Below are 22,787 nucleotides of genomic sequence, written 5' to 3' on the forward strand. Positions count from 1 at the left end.
AGTTTTTTAGCAGTTCGCAAATAGAAGAAAAAGGTAAGGGAATAAAGGAGGAGTTTGTTTTTATCCTGTGATCTGGTTGACTATTATGACTTCTGCGTGTCTTCCGTTGTAACCTGGTTCAAGTCTGATTGTTCCGTCAGAGTCTTCGCTGCTGTTAAAGTCTTCTACATTGCTTACAGGAGTGTTTCGGTTCTCCCATTTTTCTATGTATCCCAGTGTCTCTACTTTGTCTGCGTCAGGTCCTGAGATTGTTTCCTGGCTGTAGGAGTAAGTCTGGTTAAGTCGGAGATCGTGGAACTCTGCGCATTCCGCATCGAGATATCCATCTCCCTCTCTCAGCTCTTCGCTCGTCCCTACAAGGTCTGCAACCTGATTGATTGGAGTGTCAAATGTGATTGTCTCCGCATCATTATACGGAATACTTGTTTCTACGCTGAAAGTTGTGTCAACAGTTTCACCTGTGATAACTTCCCCGTTCTGATTTAGGAGAATCTTACAGACCTTGATAGATCCTTCACGATGAATATCCTGATCATGCTTGTAGTGGTCTCGTGGATTAGGATAGCTAAGATAGTCCTCACCTACATGACTTGGTTCAGGTGCAGGAGTTACAGTACGCTCCTCAACAACCGTCCCATCATCTTCTGATCCATCAGACTCATCTCCTTCATCAGACTCCCCGGACTCATCGCCGTCCTCAGGAGTTTCTGAATCCTCACTGTCCTCACTTCCATCATACTCATCTGAGTTACACGGACTGTCCACACCGATAACACATACGCCCACATCACTTTCAGAATCACTATCATCACCGTTCTCAGGGGTCTCAGAATCGTCGCCATCTTCACTGAAGAAATTATCGTCATCAAACGAAATATCTATACTAGAACCCTCCGAGAAAAAAGAATCCCCGGAACCCTCATCGAAAAAATCGTCTTCGAAAAAACTCTCAGAGCCTGAAGCCGCACCAAGCCCCACCGTAACCATAACCGCCGCAATCAACGCTATTGTTTTCATACCATACAAGAGACACTCAACCACTCAAAAACACTTAGACACTCCAAAACAATCACAGAAACATTGCATAAACAAAGATATGTGCTCTCCCCCAAGACAAGCAAAAGAATTAAAACAGTAGCATCCAACAGGTCATTCATGACTGGTGAATATGTTCCTCAACTTTCAGCATTCTAGAGGGAGTTTTCTTAGTCGCCGGTCTATTGAATTCTATGTGATTTCTATGACACAAGACTCAACTACGGGTGGACGCGTTCCACTTATGGAAATTATCTAAACTGGTTCAAAACCTTTCAAAAACGGTTTCTGGTGAAATTGGATGAGACGCAGTGATTTGTTCGCCACTGTATCCAAAGAGTCTGTCTCAGATGCTGACTGCCGTAGCGAAGAGTTGGCGATTAAAGCAGGTCTGATTCACAGTTACGGCTCAGGAACCTTTGGATACACTCATCTCGGGAAGAAAGTGCTCGATAACATTGAAGAAGTAATTAGAGATGAGATAGATGAGGTAGCTCAAGAAGTCAGAATGAATCTCCTGCAGACCTCTAAACTATGGAAAGAAAGTGGTCGGTGGAAAGACTTCGAGGGGGAAGAGTTCTTCCACTTCAAAAACAGAGATGACAAGGATTTCTGTCTAGCAGCAACACATGAAGAAGCAGTGGTTGGAATGGCTCGAAAGTTTGTAAGAAGCTACAGAGATCTCGACTTCACAGTTTATCAGATTGGTCGTAAGTTCCGTGATGACCATGCTAGGAAAGGACTTCTAAGGGCTAAAGAATTCACGATGAAGGATGCCTACAGCTTCCACAGAAATGAAGACAAACTTGATAGGAAATTTGAAGAGATGATGGAAGTCTACCGCAGAATCTTTGACAGAATAGGACTTGAGTACTCTGTGGTAGGTGCTGATAACGGCTCAATGGGTGGAGATACCTCAAGGGAGTTCATCGCCGAGGCAGAGGTCGGTAGCGACACCTACATGAAATGCAGAGGCTGTGAGTTTGGCACTAAAAACCTAGAGGCTTCAGAATGCCGTGAATGCGGATCTGAACTAGAAAAAGTAAATGGCATTGAGGTTGGTCACTGCTTCAAACTTGGCACTAGATACAGCAGCTCAATGAACTTAGACTTCACTACTGAGGAAGGAGAGAACAAATCGGTGGTCATGGGCTGTTACGGCATCGGAGTTTCCCGCCTGATTTCAGCTATTATCGAACAAAGCAACGATGATCAAGGGATAACCTGGAACCGGGAAGTTGCAGCATTTGACACAGCAGTAGTCCTCGCTAGCGAAGAAGAAAAAGCCTGTAACAAGGCGGAGAAAATTTATCAGGACCTAAGTGAGGAAGAGGAAATTCTTCTCTACGAGGGAGAAATGTCGATCGGTGAGAAATTTGCCGAAGCAGATCTGATAGGAGTGAACAGGAAAGTTATCGTCGGCAACAATTTTCTCGAGAATGGAGTTATCGAAGTAGAAGATAGAACAGGTCATACCGAACTCGTCAAGGAGGTGGCAAAATAAATCTACCTCCTTTAACCTCTCCCGTAAAATGGCGGGATGGTGTAGTGGACTATCATTGGCCGTTTGGGACGGCCAGACCCCGGTTCAAATCCAGATCCTGCCAGCCTATTAGCCGTGCAAATCCTTCTTTTGCCGTGTTTTTTCCCGTTCCTTCCTTCGATTGTATAGGTTTCATCAGAAATATGCTTAAAGATTTTTAAAAAGATGTTCCGCTTATTTGCCGCCATATTTGGACTGTATAAGCAGTTTTTCTGGGTTTAGAATGCTCCTCTGGGAAATGAGAAATCAGACCCGTGCCTTGATTCTTTGTATCGACTTCTGTGTGTAGGCATCGTCGCGGTGTTCGACACCAAGAACCACGACCTTCCTGCCGTCAAGCTTGAAGAAAACTCTGTGGTCCAGCTCGTCGTCCTTGAGCTTCAATCGAAAGATCTCCAGACCCTGCTTGCTCATAAGAGAGGTATTCTCACCGAGAGGGCTTTCCCTCAATTCCTCCATCTTGGTCCGTATCTGTCTCTGAACCTGTTCATCCATTTCCTTCAGGTCCTCGACAGCACCGTCCCGTACTTCGAGTTTCATTCAGACAACCCAAGCTCCTCGTCCAACTCTTCCAGCGTGTAACCATCTGACTCGCCTTCCTCGTACTCTCTCAACCGTCTCCGTAGCTTCTCCGCTATCTCTGGCCGCAGTACAAGATCTTCTTCGACCTTGTCACGGAGTGCTTCACGGACATACTCAGAGGTACTGTTGTAGTTTTTCCTCTCAGCTACGGCTTCGATCTCGTTTTTCTGGTTATCTGGAAGTTTGATCGTCAACGATGCCACCGTAATATCACCATAGTCATACTATAGTAAGAAAATTTTAAAAATGTATTTCGTCCCGGAAAATCGTGTTGAACTCATATAGTTTGATCTCACTGTGATTGTCCGAGAAAGAGGTGGGGGTCAGTCACGGCTTCGGTTGGGTGTCGACCACGCCGGTTCGATTGGTAGCCAGTGAACGGTTGATTCAGTGGCGGGTCCTGCCAATTACATATTCCCACATTTCATAGGGAGTCAGGTTCCTGTTATCCTACTATGTAGCTTGTCGTAGGATTTCTGCAGTATCTTCTGATCCTATCGAAAGAATTAGTCGGGAAAGTCTCGGACCGCTTTCTCTACCTAGCATAACTTTGTACATTGCATCGAAGAACTCTCCTGTTCCAAGCTCTGATTCTTCCTTTACATCAAAGATTTTACCATCTAAGTCGTCTTGATCTGTCCAGTCCTCTGTTTCCAGCATTTCTGCCAACAGCTTTGCTGCTTCTCTTTCTTCTTCGCTAAGTTTTTCCTTTATCTCTTCTGATACTTCGTAGTTTATCTCGTAGACATATTCTTCGGGAGCGTAGTCTCTTGCCCAGTTCTTGGCTCTTTCTAATCTTTCTAAAGTTCTCTGTTTGTCTTCTTCGGAGATTTCTTCCGGCAGGTGACCGGTTCTTCGAAGTGATTCGAAACCTTTACTCTCCCACTTTTCCTCTGGTACTGTCTGTGCGATGAAAGATGCCTGTTTGAACGGAACTCGGACAGGCTCTTCATCCGGTATTTCTACCATCGCTATTTCGTATACGCGTTTCCTGTGCTTTCTTTCTCTGTCGTTGTCGAGCTCGTCCGGGTTGAAGTACTGGTGTTCTATCTTGTCGAATTTCTCGTATCTCTGGAATATTTCCTCATCCTCGAAAGGTATCTCGAATGCCTTGTTTGGCTTTGTGTTGGAGAACAGGAATCGTATCATTTCCGGGCTGTAGACTTTCTTCAACTCTGTAATCGTGAATACATCTTCTCCAGAACTCGAGGAAATCTTTCCGCCGTCTTTTGTCACGAATTCGTACATCTGGTGGACTGGTGGTTCTTTGTCGAATATTTTCTCCGCTAGCTCGTTCCCTGTGTCTCTGCTTCCTCCTGATGCAGAGTGTTCTTTCCCTGCTGGTTCAAAGTCGACTCCTTCATATTTCCAGCGCATAGGCCAGTCTACACGCCATGGAAGTTTGACAGAAGGATGTTCTTTGAAGTTCAACTCTAGATCTTCTCCACATTCATCGCAGTGGTATTCTACAGTGTATTCGCCGTCGTAGTCCGTTACTTCTGTATAGTCTTTGCCGCATTCTTTGCAGTAGACTCTTAGTGGGAAGTATGGTTCTTCGAGTGGTTCTTTCCTGTATTTGTCGAGTATTTGTTTGATTTCTTCCCTGTTCTGCATTGCATGTTTGATTTGTTCTGTGTAGTCGCCGTTCTTGAATTTCTTGCTTTGCCTGATGAATTCTATGTCCATGTGCATGCCTTCCAGTTCTTCCTCTAGTCGGGCTTCGAAGTGGTCGGCGTAGCTGTCGTGGCATCCTTCCGGGTCAGGCACTTCCACAAGCGGAAGTCCAAGATACTGCTCCCATTCATCAGGTACATTGGAAGGAACCTTTCTGAAACGGTCGTAATCATCCCAGGAATAGATAAATCGAACATCTTCGCCCCTATTCTTCAAAGACTTGACAACAAAGTCGGTTGTAATTATCTCCCGGAAATTTCCAGCATGTACAAGGCCTGAAGGACTGATCCCTGATGCGCAGACATATGTGTCTTGGTCTGGGAATTTGCGTGTTACTCCGAAGGCCAGTTGATCTGACCAAAACAGCGGCTGTTCACTCATCTTATCTCCCCGCTGTTTTTGGTTTCAGAAATTTCTTGGAAATTTCGGGTCCAGAATAGGGGTTGATCTGTCATAGGGATTGTTATTTATGCGAATTTTTTATAGTACCTGAGCTGGTTTGTATGAGGGTTTTTAACTTAGAGTCTTCGGTGTTTTGTGTATGGATACTGCGACTTTGAGATTCGGTTTTCTTTTGGGTATGGTTGGTTTGATTTTTGCACTTTTGTGGCGTGATCGGGAGAATGTTGAACGCTCTGGAATTCTTTTCTATCGGAGGACGAAGAATGGTTTGGATCTTATTGACCGGGTTGCTAAGAGGTTTCCTCGTTTCTGGAAGGTTTATTCTTGGGGCGGGGTTTTGGCTGCGGCTGTGTCTGTGCCGTTGATTTTTTACTCCATTTATGAACTTGTTTTGAAGGTTGTGCGGACGGGTCAGCCAGCCGAGGGTGCTGGAGTGGTTTATCCTTCTACCGGGAGCACTATTTCTCAGAGTGCAGGTGCTATCGGTGTGCCTGCTGAGTACTGGTTTATTTCGATTGGAATACTAATGGTTGTCCATGAGTTGAGTCATGGTGTTATTGCGAGGGCTCAGGACTTCGATATTAATTCTGTAGGTGTCTTGGTGCTTGGAGTTATTCCGGGTGCTTTTGTTGAGCCGAAGGGTAGTGGTTTGCCTGGTGATGATGGAGGTGATGAGGCTAAGCCTCACGGTGCCTGGGATCAGGGAGACTGGATTTCCCGTGTCAAGGTTTTGGCGGCTGGAAGCTGGGCGAACTATCTTACTGCTGGTTTGTTCCTGGTACTGGCTTTAGGTTTTACTTCAGCAACCTCTAATCCCGCGGGAATTGTTTATCAGGCTCAGGATGACTTTCCTGCTGGTGAAGCCGGTATGACGAACGGTACTCTTCAGGCTGTCGGAAATCAGACTGTGGCTGATATTTCGGATATCAAGGCTGCTACCGAGGGTTTGCAGTCAGGTGATTCGTTAGAATTGGTTACTACTGAGGGAAACTTTTCTGTCACAGCTACTTCGAAGGAAGGATTTGATGGAGGTTATCTGGGGCTTCAGTTCCTAAGTGTTGATAGAGAGTACAAGGATGGTCTGAAATCTTTCAGCGGGTTTTTGTCCTGGTTCGGAGGCTTACTGAATATTGTGGCGTTTCTGAACCTGGGTATTGGAATGTTTAACATGTTCCCTGCTAAGCCGCTTGATGGGGGTCATATCTTGGATGCAGTTATTGAACGGTTTGCTGGTGAGGAGTATACTCAGTATGTGAATGCCTGGTCAGGAGCAGTTCTTTTGCTGTTGGTTGGTGTTATAGTTTACAGCATCATCGGTCCGTTCTAGGATTTCCATTCCTTTCTTAATTTTTCATTTCCACTTTCTTTTCTATGACTCATAAAATTGAAGTCGTTGATAGGGACGAAGTAGTTGAGGCTGAGGACGGACAAGATATACTTCAGGCTCTGCTGCATGGCGGTGTTGAATGGATGCATGCCTGTGGTGGTTTCTGCAACTGTACTACTTGTCGTGTCAAGGTGGAAGAGGGTATGGAGAATCTTAGTGAGATGCAGGAGGATGAGAAGAATACTCTGCGGCGTTTCCAGGGAGAAGAAGTCTTGGAAGGTCCTTTCCGATTGAGTTGTCAGGCTGATGTTCACGGCGATATCAAGATTTCGGAGCCGGAGTGGTACTGAATATGAATCCTAGGAGTCATGCGGTAATTTCTCTTGTTCTCGGTCTTTTGCTTGGAGTTTTGAAGCAGGAGTTGTTTGTTGAGGTTGTCTTTGTGGCTTTTGTTTCCGGTACTTTGATTGATGTGGATCACTTTGTGGTTGGTCGTTTTGTGCATGGTGACTGGCGTTTTTTGAAGTCTACTTTCTCCAGTTTCTGGGCTTCGGTAACGGATGTTCAATCGGTTGTCGGTGAAGAGGAAGAGTTTGGACCACTTTACAGGATTTTCTCTCATTCAGTGATACTGATGATTTTGATGATTGCTGGTTTCTACAGTGATATTTTACTGATTGAGGTTGCCGCTGTTTCTACAGGAGTTCATCTGTTGTCTGATCTGTATGCGGATGTGTTTCTCTGGTAAATCCAAAGAATTAGAAGAATAAGAGAACAAGTATTTAACATGGTGGATTTTACATGCTGGAACTGTGGGTTGGAGATGCGTAAGCATGTTGCGTGTGAGTTGAAGTGCGATAACTGTGGTTTTATCCGTGATTGTTCTGATCCTTAGTTCTGTAGACTCTTTGGTATGTATGTTTGTTACATAGGCCGAGCATTGTCTGGTTTTTGCATCCCTCTCTGCAGCATTCTCTAAACATCCTGTTTCTGACTTCTCCTTTATTTTAACCATTCATGCAGAAAACCATATATTATATAAAAGTTGTGGTAAATCACATTGGTGTAGCTATTAAGTGTAATGGTTTTTCGGGTTTGGACCGAAAACATTATAACTTTTTGTTATCTAATGGTGATAATATATTATGGAAACAGTTGACTGCCCCTACTGTGGAGAAACCTTTGAAGGAGAAAGCGAAGCAGATGCTAGAACCAAGGAAGGTGTCCACAGAGCAGAGAATCATGTGAACAACAACGAGTCTACAAAGAAGGCTTCCAAAGGAAGAAATATCGTCGATGAATGGAAGTCAGAAGGCAAAAGAGCCTAACTGACTCGTTTTTCTAACACTAAACTTTCCTACTCTTTTTCTTTAACATCTACAGCCTTCTCCAACTGATTAGAACCTTTCCGAATAGTTACTTCAGTTACTCCAGCTGTCTCAGCAACTTCTCTTTGAGTCAGTTTTTCTCCCATCGATTTAGCTGCCATGTAGATTGCTGCTGCGGCTATACCGTCCGGGCTTCTACCGGATGTCAATCCTTTATCTCTTGCTTCAAGGATAATTCTTCGGGCTTCTGCCTGAACTTCTCCAGAAACACTGAGCTCCGAGCAGTAGCGGGATACGAAGTCCTCTGCTCTTACTGGTTCTACATCGATATCAAGTTCTTTTGCCAGGTAACGGTAGTTTTTACCTAGTTCTCTCTCGGAGATCCCGGAAGCCTCGCTGAACTCTTTCAAAGTCCTAGGAACTCTCTGGTTCCTGGCTACAATAAATACTGAGGAAGCAGCTATCTTCTCGATTTTTCTTCCCTTGACAACTTCTTCATCGATGGCTTTGTCGTAAAGCCTTGCTGATTCCTCTTCTACTGAGTTAGGCAGGTTAAGCTGGTTGATTATATCTGAGATTTGATTCAATGCGGTCTTCAGGTTTCTTGACTTGGAGCCAGAGCTTCTGCTGTGCCATTTCCTTAATCTGTAGTATTGTCCTCTTTTATCTGGAGATACGTTTCTCATGCTTCCGGATCCGATCTCCGTGGAGATGCCTTTGTCGTGTCTTGTGAAGGTTATCTTGCTTCCTGATCTCTCCTTATCTTTTCGGTCCTCTGCTGAGAAGGTTCTGGGTCCGGATGTATCAACTTTATCCTCTTCTACAACTGTTCCGCAGTCTCTGCAGAATAGTTCGCCGGTCGCACTGTCGCTTTCAAACTCTTTTGCGCCGCAGTTCGGGCATTGGAGTACTTCTGGTTTCTCAGTGTTTTCTTTAGTTTCGATCGTATCGGTGTTTTGGCTGTTCATAACTCATTAACATCAAGTAAATTACTTAAGGTTATCGGGTACTTCTGTGTAATCTTCTGTTCATTCAGGTCTTTTGTTGAATAGTGGTCGAGGCGGTGAAACATACTTTAAACTGGTTGTTGAAGACTGATTCATGAACTTGGAGAACTTGATTCCTGATGATTATGGTCAACTTGAAAACTCTGACTTAGCTCTTTCCGAGGGACGAATCCGGCGCTTGATGCGGGAGAGAATGGACGACGATCAGACGCTTGACGGAGATGTACCGCATGTAATAAACTGTGTCCTGTCAGAGATGCTTGATGAGATTATTGATGAAACTATTGATGAAGCAGAGTATATGGCGAAGGTTAAGGAAAGCCATATGCGTGTTGCTTTGCGTAATGTTGAGATTAAGGAGGATTACAGTGCTCAGACCCGTGAATTTGTCGACCAATTGCGAAGTATCTCTGAACAGATGGAGAAAACAGCTGAGAGAATAGAGGAGCAGGACTAACTTGCTCCTAACTTTTTTATGAACAAATCAGCTTAGAATAGCTTAGGTGATCGAAATAAGATGAAAGATGTTAATTACCTGGACTGGGCTTCGCTCGTCCTGATAATTGTCGGAGCAGTAAACTGGGGATTAGTCGGACTAGCAATGATCTCAGGTGCAGAGAGAAACGCATACAATGTAGTCAATTTACTGCTGGGGCAGCTAGGACCGCAGTTTGAAGCAATTATTTACCTTCTCGTAGGACTATCTGGACTCTACCAGGTCTACTTCGGATACCAGCTGTATGAAGAACAGTAAAAAAGGGAAAAAACACCTCCCTCCTTATTCATCTTCTTTTTCTTCAACCTGGAAATCAGCCTCCTCAACGCCTGGCTGACCCATGCCGTCCATTAAGTCATCAGTCATATCAAACATATCCTCCATCTCACCCTGCATAGCACTCAACTGACTCATCATCTTATGACGGACATACAAAACAACTCCTAAACCGCCAACCAGTAAACCTGCGAAGAAACCTACTATCAAGCTAAATGATTCCATAACTAATCTATTTGGGCTACTGAATGAAAAACCTTTATCTAACTGTAAAACCTCTCCAAGAAAGAAACCACATCATCTCTCTCAGCCGAGAAGAAAAGATGAGAACAACATCTGCAGTCCGAACAACCAAAATCTTCCACAGCAGTAAAATTCTCCTTCATTTCCTGGCTTAAACTGCATTCGTGATCACCTCCCTCTTTTCGGAAAGTTTTAACCATTTCAGATTTCTCATTAACTAGAAGGTAGTCGATATGCCAATGAGGATTGTCTCCTTCCTCTGATTTTTCTTTGTGTCTTTGAACACGCTTCAGTCCTCCTGGACCGAATGCGGAGCCGTTGTACATGTAGAAACCAGGTTCAAACTTGATTTTGCCGAGGCTTCCAACCTCGATACTGGTTTGTTCTGGGAGTTTGATTAGGAGGGTGTATGATCCTTTCATTCTTCATCAGTTTTGATGTCTTCTAGGATTTCCTGCATGTCGTTGTCGTTGAAGTATCCTATTTTTCTCTTGGACTTGGTTTCTTGAGGGTTTAAGTGGTAGTGTGCTAGGTATTGTTCTATTTTCCAGGGTTCTACTTTTTCTGTTTGGTTTCTTACTGCTATATCGCTTCTGTCCCATTCTACTGATCCTTCCCAGTCTGTGTAACGGTATCTTGTGACTAAGGCGGCTATTGCCTGTTCGGGAATTATATCAATTTCTTTCTCTGTTTCCGGCGGTATGAAGTGGACTATCTTGGATTGCTCCAGTCTGAATATTATTTCTCCGTCTTTCTCGTATGCCAGCCAGACATCTATCTGAGTAAGCTTGACGGGTTGCTTGGACATATTGATTAGTCTAAGATCCTTCTCAGTATCCTCCTGGATTGGATTATGGATCGAGATGCTGCTGTTAAACCCTAGGTCCAGCCGTCTCTTCGCGATGTAAAATGAGCTAACAGCCACCAGCGAGACGATGATACCTTTCAGTAATGGTACAGATTTCTGTCCCAGCAGGATGTAAGCAGAGTAGTAGAAGCTCGACATCAAGATCATTATCGAAACAATCTTCTCCTTCTCAGTAGCATCCTCAAGCATCAACAACAAAGACTTAGAATTCTTCCGCGGATCACAATACCGCTTCCACCAACCAAAAACACTCTTAACCTCGTTATATACGAAACTCAACATCTTGAAGAAACACTCTCCAAGAAATAGGTTCCTTGCTCTTCTACACTCTGAATCACTGTTAAAGGCATAAAGTCAACTCTCTGTTTTACGAGGTTATACAAAGTTTTATCCGACCATCGCCTCTGAATAGTAATATTCCTACTTGGAGTTTTCACTATAAATTTCTTCGATACTTTGTGTATCCAGTTCAGATAACGAGTTTACAGTTTTGTGGGCAGGATATTCTCCTGATTCATCAACAAGTCCTATGCATACCATTCCTGCTTCGGTTGCTCCCTTCATCCCACTTCTTCCATCTTCGATTACGAGGCAGTCTTCAGGATTTAACCCGAGTTCATCTGCTGTTTCTAAAAACACATCTGGAGCAGGTTTTCCCTTTGGAACTTCGCTTGCACTTTTGATAACCTCGAAGTATTTTGATAGTCCCAAACTGTCAACGACTTCCTCAATAAAATCAGGTTCTGATGAAGATGCTACACCGAGCTTATAATTTCCTTCAATTTCACGAATCAGTTTCTGTGAACCCTCAATCGGTTTGACTCCCTCCTTTTCTACAAGTTCGTAGAGAACATCTTGCTTCTTTCCGTATGCTTCCATCGGGTTAGATGCCGGGCTTTCTTCTCTGAACAGAGTTCCTGGTGGTTTACCAGCATATTTTCTGGTAATCTCTTCTGGCGACATTTCAACACCATATTCTTCCAAAATTTTTGACTGTGCTTGTGCGTGAAGTTTCTGAGTGTCAGAAAGAACTCCGTCCATATCGAAAATTACAGCTTCAAGAGCCATGCTTTCAATTTGCTGAAAACAAATAAGAAATTAAATCTGAATACGGGGTAGGTTTGGACTCTCTGGGATTTGAACCCAGGGCCTCTTCCCTGCCAAGGAAGCGTTCCGCCAAGCTGAACTAAGAGCCCTTTTGTGTAAAGAAATGTTCTTGGATAGTTTTTTGAAGGTGTCCTCGGTATAGCTTATTGGTAATTTTCTTTGATTTTCGAGACCTTTTTATCCGCTAATCTTGTAGGATCAGGTAGCTTGTATCATCTACAAAACTTGTAGACAAACTCAAGACTTTTATCCTCGATTAATCTGTGTCCAGAGCTGATGTACAGGGGGTTGATACTTCTGTTGGCTGAGGCATACTGTCGGGACTGATAAGCATAACCTATCAACTTATTCTCTTTGATATTTTCCATTGAATTATTGGAATACCTTTTTCGGGAATCTCCTTGAATAGAAAGAAAAGAATGTTGAAGAGTTTTTAGTTTTTCATCATAGGGAAGAGAGTTACATCCCTGATTGATTCTTGGTTTGTCAATAGCATCACCATCCTTCCAATGCCGATTCCCAGGCCTCCTGTTGGAGGCATTCCAAGCTCCAATGCCTCTACAAAGTCCATGTCTATTGGATGTGCTTCATCATCTCCTTCCTCCTGCCGTCTCTGTTCTTCCTCAAAGAGTTCTCTCTGCCTTATTGGATCTCGGAGCTCGGTGTATGCATTGCATAGCTCAACTCCGACAGCGAAGGATTCGAATCTTTCGATTAAACCGTCCTCACTTCTGTGCTGCATGCAGAGCGGCGTGGTCTCTACTGGATGGTCGATGATGTGAACCGGTTGAATCAGGTTCTCTTCAACTATCTCTTCGAAGAGTTCGGCGATAGCTAGACCTCTCTCGTAGTCTGAGTCCAGTTCAGCATCGTGTTCTTCCATTCTTTCATGGAGTTCCTCATCACTGAGTTCTTCGACATTGAATCCTCCGTGTTCCTGTATGGCTTCTCTCATCGTCATTCTTGGCCATGGAGCGGAAAAGTCCAGAGTCTCTCCCTGATACTCTACCTCGGCCGAACCGGTTACTTCAACTGCTACATGCTCATACAATTGCTCTGTCAGCGCCATCATGTCTTCGTAGTCGGCGTATGCCTGGTAGACTTCCATCATCGTGAACTCAGGATTATGAGTCGTGTCAATGGACTCGTTCCGGAAGTTTTTCGTGATCTCGAAAATCCTCTCGTAGCCACCGATAATCAGTCTTTTGAGGTACAGCTCTGGCGAAATATTCAGGTACCACTCCTGATCCAAGGCATCGACATGGGTTGTGAAAGGCTCAGCGGCTGCTCCACCGTACACTGGTTGAAGTGTCGGGGTCTCGACCTCCATGAATTCTCTATTATGGAGGAAGTTTCTGATCTCTCTGATGATTTGGCTTCGCATCCTGAAGGTTTCACGAGCCTCCATATCCGCCGTCAAGTGCAGAGATCTGTCACGGTACCGAAGCTCCTGATCCTCAACTCCAAAGTAATCGCTTGGAACATTCCTCAATCCACGAGTCAAGACTTCTATATCCTCTACCTGAAGCGAGAACTCGCCTTTATCGGTGTAAGTCAGGAAGCCCTCAACACCGACGATATCACCTCTGTAAAGGTCTTCAACCTGTTCTAGAAGGTCTTCGTCTTCCCTGACAATCAACTGAATTTCTTCTCTTTCACCCCGTAGATCCAGGAAAACCAGTTCTCCGAAACTCCGGATCTCCATTACTCTGCCAGCAGTCGAAAAATCTCTGTCAGGAAGGTTATTCTCTCCTTCATCGAACTCCTGCAACTCTTCAATAGTATGGCTGCGGTCGAAGTTGTGGCTGTACGCTTCGCCATCTTCACGGAGTTCCTGAAGCTGGTTGAGTCTTTCCTCTCGTTCAGAACTCACCGAGGAACACCTAGAGTTAGAGCTGTAGAAAGATTTTGAAAGTTATGCGTAAATGTGACCGAACTTAAAGCGTCCACCAGTCATTGTAATTGAACATTTTTACGAAAGCTTTAAAGAACTTTCGGAGAGTTAGTCTTATCGAATAAGTATTACGAATTGTATAACTTTACTTAAGTTTTTCTGAATAAAGTTTCGATATGATTAACAATGATGGGTTTGAACCGGGGGGTGTTTACCCTGCTTTGCCAACTCCCCGAAATGAGGATGGATCTATTAATTACGAAACTGCTCGAAATCATATAGAATATCTCGCTGCTGGAGGTGTAGATGGGATAGTTCCTGCTGGTTGTACTGGTCACGCGGCCTATCTTTCAGGTCAGAGATCTGATGGGTCGATGAGCGAGCATGCAGAATATGTCTCCAGAATCTCAGAAATAGCTAGCGATATCGACTCCGAACTGGATGTGATTGCGGGTGATGGGATGAATGTACCTGAACAGACTATTGAACTGGCCAGTGAGATAGAGGAAGTAGCTGATATTGATGCTCACCTCATGATCTCTCCTTATCAGGTGGGAACGCCTCAGGAAGATATAGTGGAGCAGCATTATCAACCTATAGCTGAGGCAGTGGATGAAGATATTATTGCTTACAATGTGCCGGGACGCACGGGCGTTAATATTTTTCCTGAGACTGTCTTAGAGCTGGCGGAGATACCTGGTATAGTAGGTATCAAGGAAGCCTCAAATGATAGATATCAGATTCGGCAGTTGGGAAGAATGCTTAGAAGAAAAAATTACGATAATTTCCACTTGGGATCGGGAGATGACTTCAATAATCCTCTTGTATACGAAGAAGGAGGTGACTTTACAATCAGTGTTACAGGAAATATACTACCGGAAGAAACCGTTCAGGTATGGGAACATGGGGTTAATGGAGACGAAGCAGATCAGGTAAGAGCTGAAACATTAAACGAACTTTTGATGCCAGCACATAACGCTATGTTCCAAGATGGAGAGAAAAATCCTCAATCTGTCCAGTATGCATTGAATCAGATGGGTTTCAATCATGGTACGCCTGGAGGTTCATTGGATCGAGAACCTAGAGAAGATGAAATAATCAGAACACAGGATGGCGAACAAAGAGTGTTTAACCAGACAGAGATTGATACGGTGCTGGATCACTTCGACCTGAGAGAAGAGGTTTAGAGAGATCGATTCTTGAGAACAGACTTAGTGGTGGTATCCTCAACACCCTCTATCCCTCTTATTTTATCAAGAACACTGTTGACTTCTTCAGAAGAACTTCGTGAAAAATACAGCACGACATCATGACCTCCTGTCACCTCAAAAGCACGGATACCAGAAGGTAATTTACTGAAAAACCCGTCCATATCTATACTGGTTGAAAGATCGACCATCACTATAGCAGAGACATCTACCAGCCGAGTATCCACAGTAAATTTCTCAATTACTCCTTCATCTTGCATTGACTCCACACGGTTCCGCACAGTTCCTTCTGACACATCTATCTCTTCAGCAATCTCAGTATAAGATGCTCTCCCATCTTCCTTCAGAATATCCAGGATTTGTCTATCTTTACCGTCCATGAATAGAAACAATGTTGTGGAATGTTATTAATTGTTTTCGAAATTCGAAGAATTTACTCTACAAGAGTTATCTCTTCGATTTCTTCAACTCCGCCTTCATCGCCGATTGTTACTGAGAACGCTTTGCCTGTTTCATCTGCTGCAGCATTCAATACTGGTGTCCCCATTAACTGTCTTTCCCCAAAGTCTTCGTGTACATGGCCGTTCATCCAGAGAGCAGGCTTGTGCTTTATGATGATCTCTCGGAACTGTTCGAAACCTATTCTTTTTCCGGAGTGTACTCGGTCGCCGACTTTGTGTGGGGGATAATGAGATCCGATGATGACTTTGTCGTTGTCGTAGTCTTCTACTAGGTCTTCTACTTGTTCTTTGACATCTTCTGGGAAGTCTCCGCCGATAAGGATCAGTTTGTATTCGTCGTCTATATCTGCTTCTAGGAAGTTGTAGACTGGTACAGGACCATCTAGGAACTCTGATGAGAACATCATGTCCCGGTTTCCAGTACTTCCGACGCCAGCAACCTCTATCTCATCGAAAAGTTCTTCGGCGTAGTCTTCATCCATGTAGTCACCTAGGTTGACAAATAAGTCGTAGTCGCCGTTGTTTGCTTCTTCTATGGCTGCTTCTTTCAGGTCTTCTTTCTTGTGGAAGTCGCTGGTTACAAGAATTTTCAAGGTCATGGAAAGATGTTCATGCGTAAAATCCTTTTAAGTTATCGGAGATATTCTTCCGGATTTAAGTATTGGATACTATTTGTATCCTGATGATTGTCGGCCATTTTTTCCTAGCTTTTTCGTTAGTGGGTTTGTTTGCACTTTACAAAGGGTGGGAGAAAGATAAATGCTTGAAAATGGCTTTAGCAGCTGGGATGTTTGCGTTGCTTCCAGATATAGATATCATTTATGCCTGGAAAGAAATACTCACCTTATTTAATACCGGTTTTTATGGATTCACTGAATCTTTTTGGGCTGCCTCGCAATCAGTTCACAGAGGAGTAACTCATTCACTCATAGCTCTCCTATCAGCAGTGATAGCATTTACTATTTACCATAAAACCAGGTCAAAGTACCTAGCGGCTGGAATAACATCTCTAGCAGGGATCACAGGGTTTTTAACTCAAAGCGTTTTGACAGGAGTCATTCTAGCCCTTTTCATGGCCACAGGTTTTTACATCACTCATAGACTTGAGTCTATCAGTTTATCGGAGTTTTCGCTCGTTTCGGGTATCGGTTTGCTTTTGCATCCGTTTGGAGATTTGTTTACTGGTACTCCACCTCAATTGCTGTATCCTTCATCTTTCAGCTTTGTTGAGTCAAGGTTAGTGTTTTTCACAGATCCGGTACTGAACTTGTTTGCTGTTTATGGAATTGAACTGTCGTTAGTATGGGTTTCCTTACTTGTTTACAGCAAGATAGATGAAAGAAGCGTCAAACTGAATTTAAACAGGTTTTCGATCTTGGGATTAGCTTACATCTTTTTTGCTGAGGTTATAAGGCAGCCTACTCTTTCCACAAGCTACCAGTTCGTATCATCAGTAATAATCACAGGTTTGGCTGTGGTTTTCATCTTGAGAAAGGTTGAAGAGGATAAGAACTATTTTTCGTGGATAGTTAATTTCGTAGCTGTGATGTCCTTGTCTTCTGCTGCATACCTGATATATTACCTAGTCTGAAGATTTCCAAAAAATATTAGAGTATCCATGTTATCATAACTCTCTGTGGCTGAATTAAGGAATAGGCTGTCAACCTCACGGTTTGCTGGAGAAAAAGTAAACTCTGTTCTTTCAGGATTACTATCAGTCTATCTCTTGTTCAACTGCTTCAATATACTTCTTGATAACAATTTAACTTGGGCAGTTTATGGTTTCGCGGTTCTTGTATTGGTTTTTCTTCCACCAGTATATTTCGAGGACAGATCCGCGCTTGTACCTTTTGAATTACTTTTCTTCCTAGCTATCCCGTTTACTTTGAAGGGTTTAGAACTTGGTTTTGCAGCCTCGACCACTTTGAATTATTTGTCGGCAGCGGGGATCGCGCTCCTGGTCGTAACAGAGCTTGATACTTTCACTTCTTTCAAGTCTAGTGCGGCTTTTGCCGTTGTCCTGACTTCCTTTACTACGGTCGCGATGGCAGGTATTTGGGCAGTTTCTCGTTGGCTTTCAGATATATACCTAGGAACCTCTTTGATGGTGGCAGAGAATACATTAATGTGGGAGTTCACAGCAGCTTTCCTCACAGGGATACTATCAGGAGTGATATTTCAGTACTATCTGAAGGAAAGGAGTGAGGTGATCCAAAGTGAAGATTAGGGATAAACTTGGCATCTCCAAGAAGATGCAGGAAACAGCCACTAGGTTTATGCAGATTATCCTGGTTTCTATAGCAGCTCTTGGGGTATGGATAGGCAGTTTCAAAGTATTCATAAATGCATTTATCAGTTTCCTGATCACCTTCCTACCTTCATTGCTGAGAAAAAGATATAAAATTACTATAGATGCTGGATTAGCTCTATGGATCACTTCTGCAGTATTCTTCCATTCTATAGGCGCCGTTAACCTGTTTGGACAAAATCTTTACACCTCGATCCCGTGGTGGGATCACTTCACCCATGCACTATCAGCATCTGTCATCGCAGCCGCAGGTTACTCGGTTTTAAGGGCGTTAGACGAGCACTACGAACAGCTCTACTTCCCTAAAAAGCTTTACTTCGTATTTATTATAATTTTCATTGTTGCATTCGGAGTTATCTGGGAAGTCCTCGAATTTGGAATAGCTGGGTTAGCTGATCTGGCAGGAGGAGAACCAATACTAACTCAGTACAGTTTAGAGGATACAATGAAAGACTTGATGTTTAATACTGCAGGAGCCCTGATTGTGGCAGTATTCGGTGAGGCATATCTAAACAATACAGTCGAGCTACTGAAACAGAAAATAGAAGAACTAGACGGCTCAGAAAAATAACGCTTGGGATTCAAAAAGTGTCTTATGAAGGTTCAAACCCAGGATCCAAGAGAGGAAGAGCTGCGTGAAAGAGTCCGGGAAGTAGCTGAAAAATATGGTTTGGAGATAGAAAATGAGCTGGACGATGTCGGTGTAAAATACCTCGGCACCTATGTAAACGCACAGACAAGTTTGGAAGGTCCTAAACTGAGGATTGATTTTGACTCCCACAACTTCTTCAAGCAGTCAGAGAAGCGGCAGAGAAGAATTATTCTCCACGAACTGATCCATGTCAAGCAGTTCAACAATTCTCTAAGTGACTGGGCGGAGAACGAGTTCGATGTCTCAGATGAGGTAGCTGAGAAACTGGATGGAACGATTTGGGAGGATGTCAGAAGCGTTGAAGGTGAGACAGAGTTGTTGCTTTCATCGTTTTTCCCTGAACAGGATAGCAGCTACCCCTATGCACAGAGTTCAAAGGAAAGAGAGTTTGATGGAATAGACCTGGATTCCGAGTTTGATTCAAACACCGAGGATGAACTAGATGATATAATTGATGAGTACAAGTTGAAGGAAGATTCATGGGACGAAGACGGTCTTTACATAGAGGAAGGGGAGTTCAAAGGAGTTGAGTACTCCGTCGCGGTCATAGGAAGCTATGAAAGCCCTGAGGAAAAAGTAGACGAATATCTTACCCGGGTACAGGAACCAGATTACGGGATTCAAGAAGATTCTTCCGATTACTCGCCTGGCGCCCTCGGAATGATTTAAAAAACTAGTTTACCAAGTTATTTTGTTCCTGGTAGCTTTCCTGTGAGTTAGGATCTAAGGTAAGCCAGATGTTTCCATCACTTTCTTCTTCAACAGTTAAACGATCTTCAACATCCGCAAATGTCTGAACATCATCAGGATTAGTCCAGTCAGCCCGTTTATCGACAACAGCCTCAATATACCTCTTAATAGATTCACTGTCATAACTAGGAGCTTCAACACTCTCACCCACTAAATCAGTAACAGCGCCCACAAAACCATCCAAATAATTAGAAACCATGCCCAAACCCTCACGGGGTTGTTCACTGCCCGACATATCATCTTTAGGAACAATAACTGCTTTGCCTCCCTCACCACGCGAAATAGCTTCGTAAACATCTTCAGCCAACTCCTTATCGTCCCTGACATGCATATAACCCTTATCCAAAGAACCAGACCTCTCAACATCCAACATCAGAAACCACCTCTGAAACAGTTAACGTCCTCAAAGATCGAAACTTGTCCAAATACACTACCCAAACATAGAATACAATTCATCATAACCATGAATTAGAAAATATGTGTAATACCAATTCTTACAGAACAACATATCCGCAGAAACACATGCAATAAACTGCACCAAAAAACCAAGCCCTCGATCTATAAAACAATACAAACAATTCAATCAATCATGGTACTAGAGTATGTAGCACTAGGTGCTGGAGGAGCACTAATCCTCAGCACAGTATACTACTACAACAAAATCGTCAAACTCGAGAACAGGGTCGACAACGCATGGGCACAGATCGATGTCCAATTAAAGAAAAGAGCTGACCTGGTTCCCAACTTACAGGAAACAGTTGAAGGATACATGGAACACGAAAGAGAGATCATGGACAACGTCTCCGAGTCCAGGGAGAGAATGATGAACGCCCAGAGCCAGGAAGAAGAAGTCCAGGCAGGAAACGAGATGGGGGAAGCATTGAAGTCTCTGTTCGCAGTAGCAGAAGACTATCCGGATCTAAAAGCCAGTGAAAACTTCCAGCAGCTTCAAGAGGAATTATCCAGCATTGAAAACAAGATAGCATACGCAAGACAGCACTACAACGACGCAATAATGACATTTAACAACGCTATAGAAACTTTCCCGGCTGTAATGTTTGCAAACATTTTCGGAAAAACTGAGAAGGACCAGCTGGAGATTGAAACAGCTGACAAAGAACTACCTGAAGTAGACTTTTCAGACGACAATCAGTGATTGAAGTACGATGATGCTGGAAGACCAGATCAAGTGGAATAAGAGGAAAAGTTATGCGCTTCTTTTCATAGTTCCACTTATACTGCTGGGACTGATCTTTGTATCAGGCAGAGTACTTGTTCCTACCGCAAGTCCTTTCCTCATCCTGGCAGCAGGCTCTGGCATCTCAGTACTCTATGTACTTTTCTCATACTTCAAAAGCGACTCAATGATCCTACAAGTGGTTGGAGCAGAAGAAGCCTCTGAACAACAGTACAGAAAACTCCACAACCTTGTCGAGGGACTAACAATCTCCTCAGGAATGCCTAAACCAGAACTCTACGTACAGGATAAAACCGGTATCAACGCATTCGCCACAGGTAGAAAACCGGAAGACGGTAAAATCTGCGTAACGAAAGGTGCGCTGGAAAGACTTGATAAAGATGAACTTGAAGGAGTTCTTGCGCACGAACTAGCCCATATCAGGAATAATGATATCTTGTTCATGACGGTTGCAGTCGCCTTAATTGGTGTAATCAGTATTTTAAGCGAGATACTTCTCCACTCAATGTTTTTCGGAGCTGACGATGATGCACCACCATGGGCAATCGGACTCGGATTCGCACTAGCTATACTGGCTCCAATATCTGCTCGTCTTGTCCAGCTTGCTATGAGCAGGAAGAGAGAATACCTGGCCGATGCTTCAGGGGCAGAAATGACGCGCTACCCAGATGGACTAGCAGACGCACTGGAGAAAATCTCCCAGCAAAATTCTAAAATGGATACTAACAAAGCCGTCGCCCACTTGTACTTTTCCAATCCGTTAGGCGGCGGTAGGCATCTTTTCTCGACTCACCCTCCGCTTGAAGAAAGAGTTGAAAGACTGAGAAGTATGTAGAATTTGTTTAATTTTAGTTCAGTCTGCAGGTGCCTCTATTCTGCCTGGTTGTTGATCTGTGTGGTTTTCAGGTATAGACTCCAAATATTCTTCTGAGACAATTTCAAGATTGGCACGATCACCGTTGTCCTCAATATCAAGTCGACTTATAATCTCGTTGTATTGGTCTCTTCCTACAGATAGTTCGATTTCTCTCTGCAAACTGCTTCTTAATTGTTCTTCATCAGTTCTATCGGAGGTGAGGTATTCCACGACACTTCCAACTAAACCTTTGGAACCCTCATCGTAAACTACACTGGTCTCACCAAATCCCTAGTTTCATATGTTCTCAAGATATCATCGGCTAAATTGCCGATTTCATCCAATCTGTAAGCAGAGTCCAAGTCGCTATCAGTATTATGGATGTCCATTAGTTCGCACCTCCATACTCTGCCAGAACCGATTTTTTCCGTGAGAAACCATGCTTCAAAGTACAGTCAAAGAGTAGCATCTTATCCATAACATGTGCAGGTTTAGACTGCCATATAATACCTTTTTATACAATAAACCATATTTGTACACTTTTCTACACTATTAACTGACAAATAATAGGCTTGGATTTTGGCACAGTCTGTCAACGCTAAGCGTTATCTAATCAGCAATCTTCATAATCAACTTCTGCGGGACAAGTCACGTTTACTGCTAGAACATCTAAACTAGTCTTTTCAGCCTCTACCAGTCCGTAAACAGTCTCTATGGTGTACTCTCTTTCGCCTGTGAAATTAGCCCAGACTGTTGCCACATCATCTTCACGCAAATCTCCATGCTCGTTCAACCAAAAACTGTGGTCATTCATCCCATCATGTACTTCCAGGATAACGCCTGGCTCGGTCTTTTCAGGATACGACTCTATAATCCTGCCCTCCAACCTGTAAATATTCCCCATATACCGGTCATCAACATTGCCTGTATCTGAAAGTTCACTGATCGAATAATTCTTCTCACTGAGATTTACAGTTTGATCCAGAACCTCAGTAAAATTCATCTCATCACCTTGAGCTGGTGCCTCCGCTGTCTTTGAAGAGATTCCACCAAGCACAGTTGTCAATACTAACCCGGTTATTGCCACTCCGATAAGCAACCACCTCGAGAACTCTAAGTCATATCTCTCCCTAATCATCTGACGCGATTTCGGCGTTACAACAACAGCAACAACCAACGCAATTAAACCAGCAAACATGTTAGAAAGTGACAACAGGATTAATCCATAAATAAATTCCATTAATCCAACTAACAGGAAAAATCCACCTGTCAACCATGCTAGAACCTTTGAAACTGTGACTTCCATGACATCAAATTAACTGATTTAAATTTATATCCTCATAACCTCATTCAACTCAAAATCAACGAAAGCAGTAACAATGGCAGTGGTAAAGGCAAACCCGTATATGGTCCACCCGGGATTCGAACCCGGGACCGCCGCCTCACTTATGGAGAGGCAACACACAGGTCTTTCGACTAGGTTTTCTGTGTGAGGTCCTTATAAGGACGGTGCTCTAACCCCTGAGCTAGTGGACCCGAGAGGTTGTATAGAATGGGTTCGGGTGTAATCCT

29 protein-coding genes and 3 tRNA genes are annotated in these 22,787 nt (G+C 43.6%); 15 read left to right on the plus strand and 17 right to left on the minus strand.

Annotated features, from left to right (window positions below; genetic code table 11):
• Positions 1-60: 60 nt before the first annotated feature.
• Positions 61-1,017, minus strand: a complete 957-nt coding sequence (locus LC1Nh_RS02625) for a hypothetical protein (protein ID WP_153550160.1) — start codon at positions 1,015-1,017, stop codon at positions 61-63.
• Positions 1,018-1,336: 319 nt separating this feature from the next.
• Between LC1Nh_RS02625 and LC1Nh_RS02630 the strand changes: the two genes are divergently transcribed.
• Both LC1Nh_RS02630 and LC1Nh_RS02635 read left to right on the plus strand, forming a co-directional pair.
• Complete coding sequence (locus LC1Nh_RS02630; protein ID WP_153550161.1) at positions 1,337-2,539, plus strand: aminoacyl--tRNA ligase-related protein; 1,203 nt, start codon at positions 1,337-1,339, stop codon at positions 2,537-2,539.
• A gap of 30 nt (positions 2,540-2,569) precedes the next feature.
• Positions 2,570-2,642 (plus strand) — tRNA-Pro (locus LC1Nh_RS02635).
• Between the two features lie 182 nt (positions 2,643-2,824).
• On the opposite strand, the gene LC1Nh_RS02640 is transcribed toward LC1Nh_RS02635, so the two are convergent.
• From LC1Nh_RS02640 to lysS (LC1Nh_RS02650), 3 genes are all read right to left on the minus strand, one after another.
• A complete protein-coding gene (locus LC1Nh_RS02640) occupies positions 2,825-3,118 on the minus strand; it encodes a type II toxin-antitoxin system RelE family toxin (protein ID WP_153550162.1) in 294 nt (97 codons plus the stop codon).
• Entirely contained in the window at positions 3,115-3,363 is a 249-nt protein-coding gene (locus LC1Nh_RS02645; RefSeq protein WP_217907081.1) for a ribbon-helix-helix domain-containing protein, read from the minus strand. Before LC1Nh_RS02645 ends, LC1Nh_RS02640 begins: the two co-directional genes overlap by 4 nt.
• Before the next feature lie 250 nt (positions 3,364-3,613).
• A complete protein-coding gene (gene lysS, locus LC1Nh_RS02650; protein WP_153550164.1) occupies positions 3,614-5,215 on the minus strand; it encodes a lysine--tRNA ligase in 1,602 nt (533 codons plus the stop codon).
• A gap of 160 nt (positions 5,216-5,375) precedes the next feature.
• Between lysS (LC1Nh_RS02650) and LC1Nh_RS02655 the strand changes: the two genes are divergently transcribed.
• The 4 genes from LC1Nh_RS02655 (at position 5,376) to LC1Nh_RS02670 (ending at position 7,891) form a co-directional block, all read left to right on the plus strand.
• Complete coding sequence (locus LC1Nh_RS02655) at positions 5,376-6,563, plus strand: site-2 protease family protein (protein ID WP_153550165.1); 1,188 nt, start codon at positions 5,376-5,378, stop codon at positions 6,561-6,563.
• 44 nt (positions 6,564-6,607) lie between these two features.
• The gene (locus tag LC1Nh_RS02660; RefSeq protein WP_153550166.1) at positions 6,608-6,913 is read left to right on the plus strand and encodes a 2Fe-2S iron-sulfur cluster-binding protein; all 306 of its coding nucleotides are present in this window, start codon (positions 6,608-6,610) and stop codon (positions 6,911-6,913) included.
• A 2-nt stretch (positions 6,914-6,915) separates the two neighbouring features.
• The gene (locus LC1Nh_RS02665; RefSeq protein ID WP_153550167.1) at positions 6,916-7,311 is read left to right on the plus strand and encodes a metal-dependent hydrolase; all 396 of its coding nucleotides are present in this window, start codon (positions 6,916-6,918) and stop codon (positions 7,309-7,311) included.
• 397 nt (positions 7,312-7,708) lie between these two features.
• On the plus strand, positions 7,709-7,891 hold the full coding sequence (locus LC1Nh_RS02670; protein WP_153550168.1) for a hypothetical protein: 183 nt from the start codon (positions 7,709-7,711) through the stop codon (positions 7,889-7,891).
• 29 nt (positions 7,892-7,920) lie between these two features.
• Here LC1Nh_RS02670 and LC1Nh_RS02675 read toward each other — a convergent pair whose 3' ends face one another.
• Positions 7,921-8,859 carry a transcription initiation factor IIB gene (locus LC1Nh_RS02675; RefSeq protein ID WP_153550169.1) on the minus strand — a complete coding sequence of 313 codons (939 nt, stop codon included), beginning with the start codon at positions 8,857-8,859 and terminating at the stop codon, positions 7,921-7,923.
• 133 nt (positions 8,860-8,992) lie between these two features.
• Here LC1Nh_RS02675 and LC1Nh_RS02680 point away from each other — a divergent pair, with 133 nt between their 5' ends.
• Both LC1Nh_RS02680 and LC1Nh_RS02685 read left to right on the plus strand, forming a co-directional pair.
• Positions 8,993-9,355: a histone-like protein gene (locus tag LC1Nh_RS02680; RefSeq protein ID WP_153550170.1), complete on the plus strand. Its 363-nt coding sequence runs from the start codon at positions 8,993-8,995 to the stop codon at positions 9,353-9,355.
• 60 nt (positions 9,356-9,415) lie between these two features.
• Positions 9,416-9,652 carry a DUF378 domain-containing protein gene (locus LC1Nh_RS02685; protein WP_153550171.1) on the plus strand — a complete coding sequence of 79 codons (237 nt, stop codon included), beginning with the start codon at positions 9,416-9,418 and terminating at the stop codon, positions 9,650-9,652.
• Positions 9,653-9,676: 24 nt separating this feature from the next.
• Here LC1Nh_RS02685 and LC1Nh_RS02690 read toward each other — a convergent pair whose 3' ends face one another.
• The 6 genes from LC1Nh_RS02690 to lysS (LC1Nh_RS02720) form a co-directional block, all read right to left on the minus strand.
• The gene (locus LC1Nh_RS02690; RefSeq protein ID WP_153550172.1) at positions 9,677-9,895 is read right to left on the minus strand and encodes a hypothetical protein; all 219 of its coding nucleotides are present in this window, start codon (positions 9,893-9,895) and stop codon (positions 9,677-9,679) included.
• A 38-nt stretch (positions 9,896-9,933) separates the two neighbouring features.
• On the minus strand, positions 9,934-10,335 hold the full coding sequence (locus LC1Nh_RS02695) for a GIY-YIG nuclease family protein (RefSeq protein WP_153550173.1): 402 nt from the start codon (positions 10,333-10,335) through the stop codon (positions 9,934-9,936).
• Positions 10,332-10,970 (minus strand): hypothetical protein, encoded by a 639-nt coding sequence (locus LC1Nh_RS02700; protein ID WP_153550174.1) that lies wholly within the window; start codon positions 10,968-10,970, stop codon positions 10,332-10,334. The genes LC1Nh_RS02695 and LC1Nh_RS02700 overlap by 4 nt, the downstream gene beginning before the upstream one ends.
• 231 nt (positions 10,971-11,201) lie before the next feature.
• On the minus strand, positions 11,202-11,849 hold the full coding sequence (locus tag LC1Nh_RS02705) for an HAD family hydrolase (RefSeq protein WP_153550175.1): 648 nt from the start codon (positions 11,847-11,849) through the stop codon (positions 11,202-11,204).
• Between the two features lie 54 nt (positions 11,850-11,903).
• Positions 11,904-11,977: transfer RNA gene (locus LC1Nh_RS02710), tRNA-Ala, on the minus strand.
• Positions 11,978-12,321: 344 nt separating this feature from the next.
• On the minus strand, positions 12,322-13,761 hold the full coding sequence (gene lysS, locus LC1Nh_RS02720; RefSeq protein ID WP_153550177.1) for a lysine--tRNA ligase: 1,440 nt from the start codon (positions 13,759-13,761) through the stop codon (positions 12,322-12,324).
• A gap of 197 nt (positions 13,762-13,958) precedes the next feature.
• Here lysS (LC1Nh_RS02720) and LC1Nh_RS02725 point away from each other — a divergent pair, with 197 nt between their 5' ends.
• On the plus strand, positions 13,959-14,969 hold the full coding sequence (locus LC1Nh_RS02725; protein WP_153550178.1) for a dihydrodipicolinate synthase family protein: 1,011 nt from the start codon (positions 13,959-13,961) through the stop codon (positions 14,967-14,969).
• On the opposite strand, the gene LC1Nh_RS02730 is transcribed toward LC1Nh_RS02725, so the two are convergent.
• Complete coding sequence (locus LC1Nh_RS02730) at positions 14,966-15,370, minus strand: Lrp/AsnC family transcriptional regulator (RefSeq protein WP_153550179.1); 405 nt, start codon at positions 15,368-15,370, stop codon at positions 14,966-14,968. The genes LC1Nh_RS02725 and LC1Nh_RS02730 overlap by 4 nt on opposite strands.
• A 53-nt stretch (positions 15,371-15,423) precedes the next feature.
• A complete protein-coding gene (locus LC1Nh_RS02735; protein WP_153550180.1) occupies positions 15,424-16,050 on the minus strand; it encodes a metallophosphoesterase family protein in 627 nt (208 codons plus the stop codon).
• Positions 16,051-16,133: 83 nt separating this feature from the next.
• Here LC1Nh_RS02735 and LC1Nh_RS02740 point away from each other — a divergent pair, with 83 nt between their 5' ends.
• The 4 genes from LC1Nh_RS02740 to LC1Nh_RS02755 are packed head-to-tail and all read left to right on the plus strand — an operon-like array spanning position 16,134 to position 19,080.
• A complete protein-coding gene (locus tag LC1Nh_RS02740; protein ID WP_153550181.1) occupies positions 16,134-17,042 on the plus strand; it encodes a metal-dependent hydrolase in 909 nt (302 codons plus the stop codon).
• Positions 17,043-17,087: 45 nt separating this feature from the next.
• Positions 17,088-17,678, plus strand: a complete 591-nt coding sequence (locus LC1Nh_RS02745) for a hypothetical protein (protein ID WP_153550182.1) — start codon at positions 17,088-17,090, stop codon at positions 17,676-17,678.
• Positions 17,668-18,330, plus strand: a complete 663-nt coding sequence (locus LC1Nh_RS02750; protein WP_153550183.1) for a DUF2238 domain-containing protein — start codon at positions 17,668-17,670, stop codon at positions 18,328-18,330. The genes LC1Nh_RS02745 and LC1Nh_RS02750 overlap by 11 nt, the downstream gene beginning before the upstream one ends.
• 24 nt (positions 18,331-18,354) lie before the next feature.
• Complete coding sequence (locus LC1Nh_RS02755) at positions 18,355-19,080, plus strand: hypothetical protein (protein ID WP_153550184.1); 726 nt, start codon at positions 18,355-18,357, stop codon at positions 19,078-19,080.
• A gap of 4 nt (positions 19,081-19,084) precedes the next feature.
• On the opposite strand, the gene LC1Nh_RS02760 is transcribed toward LC1Nh_RS02755, so the two are convergent.
• Positions 19,085-19,534: a hypothetical protein gene (locus LC1Nh_RS02760; protein ID WP_153550185.1), complete on the minus strand. Its 450-nt coding sequence runs from the start codon at positions 19,532-19,534 to the stop codon at positions 19,085-19,087.
• A 216-nt stretch (positions 19,535-19,750) separates the two neighbouring features.
• Here LC1Nh_RS02760 and LC1Nh_RS02765 point away from each other — a divergent pair, with 216 nt between their 5' ends.
• Both LC1Nh_RS02765 and LC1Nh_RS02770 read left to right on the plus strand, forming a co-directional pair.
• Positions 19,751-20,317, plus strand: a complete 567-nt coding sequence (locus tag LC1Nh_RS02765; protein WP_153550186.1) for a LemA family protein — start codon at positions 19,751-19,753, stop codon at positions 20,315-20,317.
• Between the two features lie 10 nt (positions 20,318-20,327).
• Entirely contained in the window at positions 20,328-21,194 is an 867-nt protein-coding gene (locus LC1Nh_RS02770; RefSeq protein WP_153550187.1) for a M48 family metallopeptidase, read from the plus strand.
• A gap of 18 nt (positions 21,195-21,212) precedes the next feature.
• Here LC1Nh_RS02770 and LC1Nh_RS02775 read toward each other — a convergent pair whose 3' ends face one another.
• The 3 genes from LC1Nh_RS02775 to LC1Nh_RS02785 form a co-directional block, all read right to left on the minus strand.
• Positions 21,213-21,446 (minus strand): hypothetical protein, encoded by a 234-nt coding sequence (locus tag LC1Nh_RS02775; protein WP_153550188.1) that lies wholly within the window; start codon positions 21,444-21,446, stop codon positions 21,213-21,215.
• Positions 21,447-21,828: 382 nt separating this feature from the next.
• Positions 21,829-22,521, minus strand: coding sequence for a hypothetical protein (locus LC1Nh_RS02780; RefSeq protein WP_153550189.1), 693 nt, complete (start codon positions 22,519-22,521; stop codon positions 21,829-21,831).
• Between the two features lie 101 nt (positions 22,522-22,622).
• Positions 22,623-22,751: transfer RNA gene (locus LC1Nh_RS02785), tRNA-Ile, on the minus strand.
• Positions 22,752-22,787 lie beyond the last annotated feature (36 nt).

It is taken from the genome of Candidatus Nanohalobium constans (assembly GCF_009617975.1).
In the GTDB taxonomy this organism is placed as follows: Archaea; Nanohalarchaeota; Nanosalinia; order Nanosalinales; family Nanosalinaceae; genus Nanohalobium; species Nanohalobium constans.